The 12,413-nt window shown below is 56.6% G+C and carries 6 protein-coding genes; all 6 read right to left on the bottom strand.

Annotated features, from left to right (window positions below):
* Positions 1-948: 948 nt before the first annotated feature.
* The gene (locus JHD59_RS20455; protein WP_199155585.1) at positions 949-1,926 is read right to left on the bottom strand and encodes a hypothetical protein; all 978 of its coding nucleotides are present in this window, start codon (positions 1,924-1,926) and stop codon (positions 949-951) included.
* Positions 1,927-2,007: 81 nt separating this feature from the next.
* On the bottom strand, positions 2,008-3,057 hold the full coding sequence (locus JHD59_RS23365; protein ID WP_199155586.1) for a sel1 repeat family protein: 1,050 nt from the start codon (positions 3,055-3,057) through the stop codon (positions 2,008-2,010).
* On the bottom strand, positions 3,050-4,990 hold the full coding sequence (locus JHD59_RS20465) for a phosphatidylserine/phosphatidylglycerophosphate/cardiolipin synthase family protein (RefSeq protein ID WP_199155587.1): 1,941 nt from the start codon (positions 4,988-4,990) through the stop codon (positions 3,050-3,052). The genes JHD59_RS23365 and JHD59_RS20465 overlap by 8 nt, the downstream gene beginning before the upstream one ends.
* Entirely contained in the window at positions 4,987-7,938 is a 2,952-nt protein-coding gene (locus tag JHD59_RS20470) for a type VI secretion system Vgr family protein (RefSeq protein WP_199155588.1), read from the bottom strand. Before JHD59_RS20470 ends, JHD59_RS20465 begins: the two co-directional genes overlap by 4 nt.
* 277 nt (positions 7,939-8,215) lie before the next feature.
* The gene (locus tag JHD59_RS20475) at positions 8,216-10,948 is read right to left on the bottom strand and encodes a DEAD/DEAH box helicase family protein (protein ID WP_199155589.1); all 2,733 of its coding nucleotides are present in this window, start codon (positions 10,946-10,948) and stop codon (positions 8,216-8,218) included.
* Positions 10,945-12,318 (bottom strand): site-specific DNA-methyltransferase, encoded by a 1,374-nt coding sequence (locus JHD59_RS20480; protein ID WP_368671633.1) that lies wholly within the window; start codon positions 12,316-12,318, stop codon positions 10,945-10,947. Before JHD59_RS20480 ends, JHD59_RS20475 begins: the two co-directional genes overlap by 4 nt.
* Positions 12,319-12,413 lie beyond the last annotated feature (95 nt).

Consider the following 12,413-nt stretch of genomic DNA (forward strand, 5'->3'; position numbering starts at 1 on the left):
CCCCCCCCCCCCCCCCCCCCCCCCCCCCCCCCCCCCCCCCCCCCCCCCCCCCCTTTTGAGTCTCGTGGGCTCGGAGATGTGTATAAGAGACAGATCATATACTGTATTGTAGGGAATAGCTTCTCTATATCTACCATTCAGAACTCTTTCTCGAACTAGGACAAGAGAACATTCTTCCTTCATTGAGTATCTTGATATTTCAGCGGCAGCCTTGCTTCTCGACTCCCACGGCCCATTATCCCGTACATAGCGGTAAATCTCCTCACGTATGGGTTGATCAATTTCCGCCCGACCATGCCCACCCATTTTTGCAAATCTACTACGACTGTTCTTAATAGTTTTTTGGAGAGTCTTCTCCGATCCAAATGAATTACGCATATTCCCAAGCCAATAGCACGCATCTAATAATAGCCTTTCAGCCAACTTCTCCTCTCCACGCGCATTGCTTTGGATAGCTTCAATTGCGTAGCTTTGCGTTATATACAAAAAAGCTCTTTGTATATTGACTTCATCCCCTTTCCCACTACTTATCTGATCTTGAATATAGCCAAATGCCTTATCACCAGAGGCAATTCCAAAGTTGATATAATCGCCATAAAAATTCTCGAGCTCTTCAATAGTTTTACTAGGCTCAACCCGATGATGGAACTCAATGCAGCTCGCAAGAATGTCAGCCGCTATCTCATTAATTGTCAACTGCTCTCTCGGCACATCACCTGAGAAAATCATCTCCAAACCCTTAATCTATATATTTAAATCGCGTCCCCACCTAAAGGGCTGCTTAAATTTTAAAAAATGCACTAAAAAACTATTATTGTTGGTACGTAGACTCAACCCTGCACATTTTAATAGAATTAGCAGGATTTGTACTGCGCTTTGGCTAACAATGACTGCTCTAACTAGTGCTGGTTTGCTACGGAGTAGACTGCAAAAAATCGACTACAAGCACTACAGCCCATATTTCTTCCGCAATGGGCCATCAGGACGATAGAAACGGTTGATGATGGCGCACTGTGGGCACCAGCTCCCAAGCATGACTCGGCTGGGTGGCGCCGCCCAGACATGCCCCCGATGGCATTGCCAAGTGATTTTGTGGTCTACGTTCTTGTAGCGTGTAGACAAGCACAAACCCCCCCGAGACTTTGCCAGCTCATGCATGGTCTCAAGGGTATGGTAACGGCGCTGTCGATAGCATTCTGGGCAGCCTTTGCACAGGCGAACATTCTGGGGAGAACTAAACCATTCATGGCCTTGGTCGCAGCGCCAATGCATCGGTGTGGTGCTATCAACAAAGTGAGTGGAAAGACAACTCCAGCCTTTTGCAGCTGCCCAGGCCTTCAGACGCTGCAGGGTTTTCGTACTGCGGTTTTCACATTCCGGACAGAAATACCCGGCCAGCAGAGTCGTTGGGGTACGCTTCCAGACATGCCCCTCCGCGCAGCGGAAGACCAGGTGCTTCTGCATGCCAAGATAGTCGTCAGAGAGGCACTCGCCGCCCCAGGCCTTGGCAATGGTTTGAACCTGGCTCAATAGTGCAGCACGTTGCTCTGCATTGGGATGTACCCCCGTCGGCAAGGAGACCCAGCTCCCAATCGCCTCTTGAATGGGCTTGGCCAGTGTGGCCAGCTGAACGTTCTTTTTCCAGTTTTGGTGGGAGAACGCCGGCGGCTCCGGCGTCTTCGGAAGGTAGGCAGGGGCGAGCCGATAGACCCACCAGTTAGCATAGCGAGATGGCCGGTGGACACACTCCAAGATGCCCATTTTCTCCAGCCGCTTGGCGACATCGCGGCGCACCGGACGGCCCATAGCTCCTCCCAGTTGCAGCTCGCCACCGCTATCGATGGCGAACTGAACTGCGCGTTGCTGGACTAGGGTTAAACTTTCGAGATTCACAATGAAAACGACTTGATCTAGCAGATCCGCCATCACGCATCGGTGCGCGTTGGCGCGTACTATAAGAAAATCGGCCTATGACAGCAGGCCGATTTGCCAATCCATGCGCTTGATTCAGTCCTGGCTACCGAGTGGCCTACCCGTCTTCGGGTCCAACCCCTTAGCCTTGGCCAGCTTTTCAATCAGTTCCTCACTGGGCTTGGGCGGAGCGACATTGGCCTTGAAGTCTTCCAGCCATTTCAGTTTGCCATCCCAGGATGGCAACTGGGCTGGCGGCAGCGGCACGATGTCATCCAGTTCCGGTATGGAGGGGTGGGCGTAGGAGTAGTCGCTGAGTACGTCGCTAATGATCTTATATCGACGGCTGCGTTCATCATCTTGCTTCAGACCAAGTCCATACCTTTCTTTATTTGATTCTGCAATTGGACCAAAAGCGACTTGCAAGTTATAAGGTGCGGCCTCATCTCCCCATTTAGTTGCAAGCTGAAAAAATTTCACAGCCTCGGCCAATTTCCCCTCGTAAATCAAATTGTTAGCATATTCCGCTGCCGCTTTTCCATGCCCTTGCTCTGCGGCACATTTTTTCATTTCATTGCCAATTGCAAATGGTCCAGGATGTGCAATTGTCATATTGGTTAGTTTGTCACCGACCAGATACTGCGCTTCCGGGTTGCCCAAGTCTGCAGCCTTGCGGTAGTAGCGGTTGGCCAACTCCTCGTCTTTCTTGACGCCATAGCCAGCCTTGAGATAGCGCCCCATATCGTAGTAGCCGCCGGGAATGCCTCGATCGATCAACTCTTGTGTCAGATCCAGCGTTTCCTTGACCGGATCGGCACTCCAGGCTGTGCCACGACCTATCATGTCGCGCAGGTCCAGGTTGGCCTTGTAATGGCCGTAAGCCGTAGCGATGCGGTAGTAGCGCTCCATTTCCGGGTAGCGCAGTGGGTCTTCCTTTTCTACTTGATTTTTGTGTAGCCAACGTGCGTAGCGGTAAAGCTGGTCCGCTTCCGGATTCAGCGCTGGCAGATGGTCTTTCTCGTATACGCAAGTAAAGGCCAGCTTGGCCTCCACGTCTTTCAGATCGGGCACGGAACGCTCCTTGGCGCCGCTGCAGGCGGCCAGGCTCAGGGTGAGAATCAGGGCAAAGATATTGGATTTAGTCACTGTTGCTCCGGGCAGGGTCTGTGCGCAAAAATTCACGGAGTGGTGCTACCGGGGCTGCCCCATAGCTCATGGCAGATTTATTTTTACGTAGAATATTCTCCCATACCTTAAATACCTCCTTTGCAGCGTCCTCCCTATCCATCCGATCAGGATTTGCGCCAGGCCAGCTGTTGGTATGCCTCCCCCATAATTCCTGTCGCAAGGGCTTGGCAATTTCGGGTCGATCCAGGCATGCATTCAGCTCGCTGTCCACTTGCATGCTGCGGGTATTGATATTGGCCGAACCAAGCGTAAGGAAGGCATCGTTTACGATCATCAGTTTGGCGTGGATGTAGACTTCGGCCCATTGGTTGGGGGGTGAGTCCATGGCCACCAGCGAACAGATATGGGTTTTTAGGCCTGCTTGCTCAACTGCAGTCACCGGCGCGTCCGGATTCTGCGCCGCCTCGTAGGCTTTTTCCGCCTGCTGTCGCCGCGCGGTTGCATTTTCCAGCTCTTGCCGGGTCTTTTCTCTCAATTTGGCGGGACTCATGATATTGGCCGCATGAATAATGCTCGCCACTTTCTCCGCTTGTTTGGCTTGTCCCAGGCGGGCTTCCAGGTCATCGGCCTTTTCTGCGCGGGCGACGCCGGGGATGGTATCCGCCCGTCCCAGACTGTCCAGCATGCGGTAGGTGTTGACTGTGCCCGCGCCTACACCGGCATCACTGGTATTGGTCACCACGAAGAGGTAGATCGGGTATGGCCGTCCGCACTCTTTTTGCGCCTTGGCAGCCTCTTTTATCTTTTCTGCTAGGGGAGGCCAGCGGAAATACTGGTTTTCGATGTAGATATAGGAGGTGACGTTGTTCACAGCCTGCAGATACATCTTTTTGATGTCCTGCTTCTGGTATTCCGGTTGGGTACGCAGCAGTTGCACCATGGCTGCTTTATTGGCGTTGCCGTCCACTCGCGGCTGGTAGGATGCGAAGCCACATGGAGGCAGCGCAAGATTTTCTTTGGTTTCATCCCGCCAAGCGCGGCGGAAATTATGAAACATGTCGCCTACAATCGGGCCTGTCAGCAGGCTGGAAAAATCCTCGCGTGGGCCCACTGTGCCGTTGCGGCCCAGGTTTGGTGCCTTGCGCTTGGCACTATGCTCATTGGTGTCCCAGTACTCGTCCAGCATGTTGTGCCCCATGACGAATCCAACATGGTTTTGGGCGTCGTCGTAGTCTACCAGCACCATTTTCTGGTGATGGCTGGGGCCAACCGCGAGTGTTCGCTTGGTTGCATCCTTGAGCCCCTTGTCTTCGTAGCTCTGCGTTAGGATTTGCTTGCGGGTCCGTGGGCCAAAACCCCGGCTACGGAAGTGCAGGTACTGGCTCGGGATCTCTGGATGTTGCCGATCCCTTACCTGTTTCTCAGAGGCACCAGCAGCTGCTTGATCCTCGTCGTACCAAGCATACCAATGCTTGTCGTAGTCATATTGCGCAGGAATCTCGAAGTCGGGTTTGTCCTTGATTCCAACCGCCCAACGGCCTGGCGTTTGAGATTCCTCTACTGTCGCTCCTGTCGTATTGATGTAGAGGCCCCCAACCTTGGAGGCAAAGCACAGAACGCGGACCTGTACTCCCTGTTTGGCTTTGTGCTCCAGCAGTTTACCGATCTGCGCGGGGACTGCTTCCCCAATATCCGCATACTTCACCATATCCGCCCCCTTGCGAATGAAGTACATGGATGGCTGGAAGCCCCAACAGATGATGCAGACATTGCGCTTGGCCTTGGCTATAGCGTGATGGACTGCAGCAAAAGCTGCCTCGCCATTGACTAGGATGTGGAAGCTCGCCGGGTGAGGGTGATACTCACTTTTTTGCACAAACCAAGGCAAGGTCAGATGTGCCTTCATCTGCTCCTTGGTGCATACCGGGGCGGCGATGGCTTTATCGCTCATTTCTGTTCTCCAGCATCACGACCATTCAACAGACTGTTGTAACGTGCCCGAGCATGATCATCGGTCTCAACGCGTCCATCTTGCGGCGCACCGCCAGCATCCACTTTATGGAAGCCCGCGTTAGCCAGCATGCCCTTTTCGGGGTTGCTCAACTCGTTGGCAACGGGAACGTCGAACTTGACGCCATTGGCCAGTTTCACCGTGTATTTTTGTGTGGTTGGCGCGTGCTTAACATTCAGATGGCCTGACTCGTCAATAATGCCGCGCTGTATCTCGGCTCCATCGGCCAGCAGCGTATATGGCATGCCCGTCCAACTGCAGCCCCCGCCCTGTGGTGCCTGATCCATATGCAGTGACAGGGGCTCCTTCGGAATATTCTTCGGATAGGCCGGATGCGCTACAGTGAGTCTGTCTGGACCACTCAGATTGTGGCTTGCGCCCTTCACGCTGACGGTGCCGGGACAATGCACCTCAATATTGCCTCCCGCAAGGCGGATATAAGCGCCGCCGCCCACGTTGAGCAGGATTTCTTCCTTGGCGGCGATGGTGATGCTGCCCTTGCAGGAAGTGATGGTGACGTCCTTATCCGCTGTCAGCTCCATCGCATCGCTCTGCGCCAGGATCTGGATCTTGCCTTTGGCTGCGATCAGCTTCACCGCCACCTTGTCTTTCACTCCCGCCACAAACAGGCTGATGTGCTTGCCGACATTGTGAATCCAGCGCCGACCGGTGGTGTGGTTGGCATCGCGCTGGGCGACGACATTGAGGTTGGTGCCGGCGGTCAGCGTTTGGCTCTGCTCAGTCACGCTGGCAATGCCGGCAGGGCCTGACAAAACCAATTGAGGCTGTTGGCCGGCTTGCTCCTTGGCTGTCTTGCCGTCCTTGTCCGTGTTCGATCCCGCCTCCCAAGCAGCCAGGGCATCCAGTTGGTGCTGCATGTGACCCTTGGTTTTCTTGCCGGCTTTCGCATTGTCTTCGCCAATGCTGTCCGGCCCCGTTTCCATGGTGTCGGCGAGCTGGCCGGTGGCGGTCTCGGCCAGCGCCTGGCTCAGCGCGACGGCGGACTGCAGCTGGCTTTGCGCATGCTCGCGCGCCAGCTGTTTGCCGCCGGCGCCGTTTTGCGCTTCGGTGGACAACAGCAGGCCGTGGGCGGCGCGGATGGCGCCGTGCTGGTCGGTGCGCAGCTCGAAACCTTCGCCGCGCGGCTGGGCTTTGCCGTTGCTGCGCGGGTGGCTGAGGAAGCCTTGGTTCAGCTGGGTCTTGCCGGATTCGGAGCTGAGCTTGGCGCGCACTTCGCCGGGCGTGTCGTCGAACAGCAGCTCGTTGTAGCCGCCGCCCTGGTGTTCTTTGGATTTGATGCCGGACAGGGTCTTGTTGGCCGGGAGGGCGCCGGCACCGCTGAAATCCGGCGTGGGGTGGCTGCCGTTGTAGAACACCCCGGTAACCAAGGGGCGGTCGATGTCGCCTTCGATGAAGCTGACCAGTACTTCCTGGCCGATGCGCGGGATGAACTGGTGGCCGAAACCGGCGCCGGCGCTGGGCATGGCCACGCGCAGCCAGCAGCTGGATTTGTCGTCGAGGTTGGCGCCGAAGGTTTTATGTTCCTCTGGCCGTTGCCAGTGGAATTGCACCTTGATGCGGCCTTGACCATCGGTGTAGATCTCGTCGGCCACCTGGTCTGTCGGTTCGGCCGGGCCAACCACGGTGGCGGTCTGCACGCCGCGCGATTTGGGTTTGGCCAGCGGTGTGTCGGCATAGGCTGGGGTCAACGGAATGCCGCGGCGCTGGGTCTGGAGGGACGTGGTGAACGGCGCGACGTCGGTTTGGGCGCCGACGTGCTGGGCCAGATCCTTGGGCAGGTTGTTGCGCACCTGGAAGCGTTGCTCGGTGACCACGAATTCGCGGTGTTGCGGGCTGTCGGTTTCGTGCGCCGGATGGTCGTCCAGGCGAAACCATTCGCCCGGCTGCAAGCCGCGCACGGTGCCGCTGGCGCTGAAGGACTTGGCCTGTTGGTCATGCGCCTGCTGGCGCAGCTGGGCGTAGCGGCCCAGCTGTTCATCGTCGCCGGCGTAATACAGGCCCGGCGCGTCGTAGTGGGTCAGGCTGCTCTGCAGCGACTGGCCGGCCTGGCCTTGCTCGATGCGGCTGCCGTCTTCGCTGTGCTGGGTGGAGACGGGTTTGTAGTCGTAACTGGCCAGCGCCACGCTGCTGGGCACGATCTGGCGCGCGGCCTGCCATTCGGTCAGGCCATCTTCGTCTTCGGTAGCGTCGGCGCGGTGGAAACGCACCCGGCTCAAGGGGGCAGCCGGCAGGCTATGCGAATCGTCAAACACCGCCAGCTGCACCTGCGGGCCATCGTCGTCTTGATGCAGGAAACGCCAGGCGTAGCCCTCCTCGTGCATCAGGCGCACGATGAATTCGTAATCGCTCTCGCGGTATTGCAGGCAGTAGCTGCGCGGCTGGGCTGGCTGCACCTGGATGGACAGCGTCTGCACGCGAGCGAAGGCCGGGTTGGCCTGCTGATGTTCGGAAAGGATCTGCTGGATGATGTCCGGCACCGTCAGGTCCTGGAACACGCGCGAAGTGCGGCGGTGGCGCAGCAGCGCGAACGGCGATTCGATGGTCAGTTCGTACTTGGTGAAACCGCCATCGGCGCCGGCCAGCCTGGCCTCGCTCACCACGCCGCAACGGATGGACTCGCCGCCCGCCGCATCCTCGATGCCGATGCGCGCCGGCTGGCCCAGCAGCGACTTCAGTTCGAGATGGGTATCCGGCGACAGGCAGGTCAGCGTATAGCGGTAAGGTTGGGACAGACCTTCTTCGGCCTGCAGACTCAGCGGCAGCAGCTGCTCGGCGGCGATCTGCCCGGTGCCCAGCTGCAAAGTCAATACCCGTCGATCTTGGCCAAAAGCGGAGGCGAAACTGGCCAGCAGTGCGTTCAAATCCATCCGAGTCCCAAATAAAAATACCCTCCAAAGAGGGTATGTCATTGAACTAAAAGAGGATAAGAATTTTATGCCTCCCTGTAAGCGTCAACAAGCTGGTCTTGTCAGAAAGTCGATAGACTTGCACTAAAGTACAGGTCCATTCACTGATTAAAGTCTGAAATGATAGATGGCTGGATCGCCAGCCATCTAAATAGTTATATGCCTTATAGCGCAAGGTAAGCAGCTAGAAATTTTTTAGGCACTACTCCTGCGAATTTAATATCTGTTCAAACCTACCCTAACACTGCACCTTAAACTGCAAGAAGTCAGTCAGCCGCCTTGACTCTACAACGGTGTCGTGGGGCACCAGCATGTAACACCATGGCTTCCCCCCAACCGATGCCGTATGATCTGACGCATGCTTGCACCAGCGAGACGCGGCTGCAGCTTTCGACTTTACTTCATCCGAAGTCAAATCTTCCCGCTTCTTGGTCTCAACCATAAAGATCATAGTGTCAGTCTCCGCAACGAAGTCGGGGACGTACTCCGGCTGCTCACTGCCCAGCTTATAGTAAATCTGAAACTGCCCCTTAGCGGGCTTGAACCACTTCAAGGCATCGCGTTCCAGAATGACCGCGAAGCGGCGCTCTGTATCCGAGTCGAACTTCTGTAGCGGGTAAAGACATCGTGAGAAGCCACCAAACAACATCTGCTTGATCTTGCCCAGTTCAGTCACCGTCTCGCGGAAGTGGTGCGCCGTTTGTCCGGCGACCGCCGTATAGTTGCATGGTTTGAGCTCAGTGAAACCTCGGCTAACCTGCACCTCGTACTCGGTGGCCTCTTCCCAGAAGTGGGCCATCATCTCGGCCCGAATCAGTCGGGCCAGCTCTGCGCCATAGGTGTCAAACACTTCGTGCAGCTCGTTTTCGGAGTAGTTCTGTGCCTTGTAGTGGTCTACCGCTTGACCGGCTAAGTCATAGAGCAGCTCAGCCTGCGTAAAATAGTCAATGTCGTCAAAATCGATTAGCTTCTTGACGATGTAGTCCTCGAAGCGCTGCTCCCTGATGCCCGCCTCTCGGCTCAACGTGAACTGATGGTTCGTGCGCAGCTCTTGACCAACGATCTCTCGTTGGCCTGGCTGGAAGTTGGGCAGCGAACCCAGCTTGAAGGGGTGGAATCCGGTGGTGACTTCTCCTCTGGGTACAACAGCGATTCGCGGAATGTCGATGGTTTGCTGAACCACGATTTCGGTGGTCTTGGACACGACTGCCGACAAATCTAGAGCAGGTGCCGCATCATCCGCGCCAGCCAGCAAATCTCCTTGAGCGGGCTTCAATAGCTCAGTCACTTCCGCCAAGATGGCCGATTGCACCTTTGGGGAGAGTAGCGCGTTGCTCGTTGGGACGAGATCACGCTTCACCTCATACTTGCCGATCACATCCATCACCACGCGAGCGGCTTGGAGTTCCCGCTCCGTGGTGAATACAGGTGCAGGCGTGGTAACCGGTGCGGCCCCCTCGTTGGCTGGACTGGTGGCAATGGCGGGCGTTTCGGTCAGGCCAAGCCGTGCCATCGCGCCCGAGTTGACCTGCACGCTCACCTTTTTGTCGTCCGCGCTTGGCGCCTCCAAGATTACCTGCTTCAATCGGATCGGCGAGTCGCCTCGATTCGCTTCGTCGATGATCTCCTGGAACTTGTCGTGCGCGACGATATTCAGTCGATCCACCGTGGCAACGCCCGTCCGTTTGCCATAGGGCAGGCGCAGGCCGCGACCAATAGACTGCTCGATCAGGGTGCGTGCGTTGGCCGCACGCAGTGGCACGATGGTGTAGAGGTTCGTCACGTCCCAGCCCTCTTTGAGCATGTTGACGTGGATGACGATCTCAGTGGGCTCATCGACGCTTTCCACTGCTAGGAGCTTGGAAATCATCTGTTCCTCCTCGGCCCCGGAACGGCTGGAGTCCACCTGGATCACCTTGTCCGCGTAGCGCCCTTCGTAAAAGGCCGACGATTCAATCAGCGTCTTGAGCTGCGCGGCGTGGGTGGTGTCCCGAGCGATGACGAGCATGAATGGCTTCACCACCTTCACGCCGTTTTCTCGGGCGTAGGTCAGCAGTTCTACCTTAGTGCTCTCGTGCAAGCGGACACCGTCCTCCAGCTTGATCTTCTCAATCTCCTCAACCGAGCGCGCCTTGGCGTCGAAATTTCGCTGCGTCACGGCCGCTGGCTCTTTAACGAAGCCATCTTCCATCGCCCGCGCTAGCGGATAATCCATTATCACGTTCCTGAAGGGCACCGGGCCACGCGTAGACTCCACAAACGGCGTGGCCGTCACCTCAAGTCCAAACAACGGATTCAGTTCATTGATGGAGCGCACCCCGGCACTTGCTCGATAGCGGTGCGACTCATCCATCAGCAACACGAGGTCGGGCAGATTCGCCAGATGGTTGAAGTAGCTGTCTCCCAGCACTTCCTTCATCCGCTTGATGCGCGGCTCCTTGCCACCACGCACCTCGGAGTTGATCTTGGAGATATTGAAAATGTTGATGCGCACATCGTGGACCAAGCCCATCGCTTGATCGTCCACCGCCGCACCCGTCTGATCATAGTTGTCGCCCGTGATGATCAAGGGCGGCTGCTGCGCGAACTCGGCGATCCCCTTGAACACGTACTTGGGCGTGTTGCGCGTGAAGTCCGCAATCAGCTTGTTGTAGATCGTCAGGTTCGGCGCCAGCACGAAGAAGTTGTTGATGCCATGCGCCAGGTGCAAGTAGGCAATGAACGCGCCCATCAGCCGTGTCTTGCCCACGCCTGTGGCCAGTGAGAAGCACAGCGAGGGGAACTCGCGTTCAAAGTCTTCCAGCGTCGGGAAATCCGCCTTCAGCGTGGCAAGGATGGCCGCCACATCTCGGTCGTGGCCAAGCAACCCTGGCGCGGCTTCGATGGCACGCACGAGCTTGGCAAGAGACTCAGCCTGCGGAGGACGCAGAGACAGTCGGCCGGTGACGGCATTCTGGACGCGTGCATTCATGCTTCGTTCTCCCCGAACAGACCGCCTTGCCCTGCGTTCGTGGCAGCGGATTTCTTGGTTTTGCGTGTGGCAGCGCCGGTTGCAGGCCCAGGCTCTTTGGCCGGCTCTGTCTTCTCGGCGATTGGCAGATTGGCGACGTTGAGGCTGTAATCGTCGTGGCCCCACTCACAGCGGGCCAGCACCATCTTCGGAATCTTCTTCAGCGTCAGGTTCGGCCAGCGCTCGGATGCCCTTGCTGCGGTAACACCATGGAAGGCCGCGCAGCAGACGAGCAGACTCTGATCACTGCCCACCTCCTCTGACAGCGCCTGAAGTTGTTCCGCAGACAGGTTCTGGGTGGTGACGTAGATGAAGTCCCGTTCGCTGGAATGCCCGTGCTGCCACCATTGCACTTCCGATGGAGCATAGGTGAAGCCTTCCAGCTTGGAGAGGGCTTCCGCCAACTGCGCGGCGTTGTACTCGGGGTTGATGACCGGATTGCCCCAGCGGTCGCTGACGATCAGGCTAGGGGCGAGCTTGTAGTAGCGGAAGCCACCGCCGCCTTGCCAGCTCACACTTTCGGTAATGCCACCCTTGTCTTCTCCATCGATAACTTTTTGGAGACGTGGAATGACATGGGTGTGGCAATGCTCACCCAGCTCGACCATGACCCAGCGGCGGCCCATCTTGTGAGCGACCGCGCCAGTCGTACCGGAACCAGCAAAGGAATCAAGAACTAGGTCGCCGGGATTGGTAGCGATCTCCAGTACGCGTTGAATAAGACCTTCTGGCTTCGGGGTAATGAAATCATCGGCCAATGATGAGCTGCCCAAAACTGCGCGAACCTCTTTTCGAGCAGCGTCGGTATGGCTTGCATATTCGTGCGACCACAGAGTTTGAGGGACCACTCCCTGGTTGCGCAACAAGTGCTTGTATCGCTTAAAGGATGGAGTCTTGCCAAGCCCATCTTTTCCCCAATAAATGAAGCCTTCAGCTACATGTCTAAGGTGCTCTTCCTTTGAGTAGGACCAAACACGTGTTTTACTTGGCCAAATTTCATCGCCAGTATTTGGCTGCACGATTGCGTAATAAAGATTGGGGCGCTCATCGGCAGATTTGCTGCAGGTGTAGTTGTCTGGACGAAATACACCCTTTTCATCTTCGTATTTGTATTGGCGATCTTTCTCCGCAGTTCGTGGAATGAGATTTCGCTGCCACCGATCACTCTTGCGATAAACGAGTAAGTGATCGTGCATAGGGGCAATAGTTTTGTGATCATTGGCAACAGCATATTTCTTTTGCCAAACCACGTTTGCCACAAAATTTGCTCGCCCAAACACCTCATCGCACAATACTTTCAGATAATGGCATTCATTGTCATCAATGGTGATCCCTGTCTCTTATACACATCTCCGAGCCCACGAGACTCAAAAGGGGGGGGGGGGGGGGGGGGGGGGGGGGGGGGGGGGGGGGGGGGGGGGGGGGG

It is taken from the genome of Chromobacterium sp. ASV23, assembly GCF_016428945.1.
GTDB lineage: Bacteria > Pseudomonadota > Gammaproteobacteria > Burkholderiales > Chromobacteriaceae > Chromobacterium > Chromobacterium sinusclupearum.

Coding starts and splice junctions, on each gene's coding strand:
- JHD59_RS20455 (WP_199155585.1), bottom strand. CDS start 1,926: ATGGCGGATCTGCTAGATCAAGTCGTTTTCATTGTGAATCTCGAAAGT.
- JHD59_RS20475 (WP_199155589.1), bottom strand. CDS start 10,948: ATGAATGCACGCGTCCAGAATGCCGTCACCGGCCGACTGTCTCTGCGT.
- JHD59_RS20470 (WP_199155588.1), bottom strand. CDS start 7,938: ATGGATTTGAACGCACTGCTGGCCAGTTTCGCCTCCGCTTTTGGCCAA.
- JHD59_RS20465 (WP_199155587.1), bottom strand. CDS start 4,990: ATGAGCGATAAAGCCATCGCCGCCCCGGTATGCACCAAGGAGCAGATG.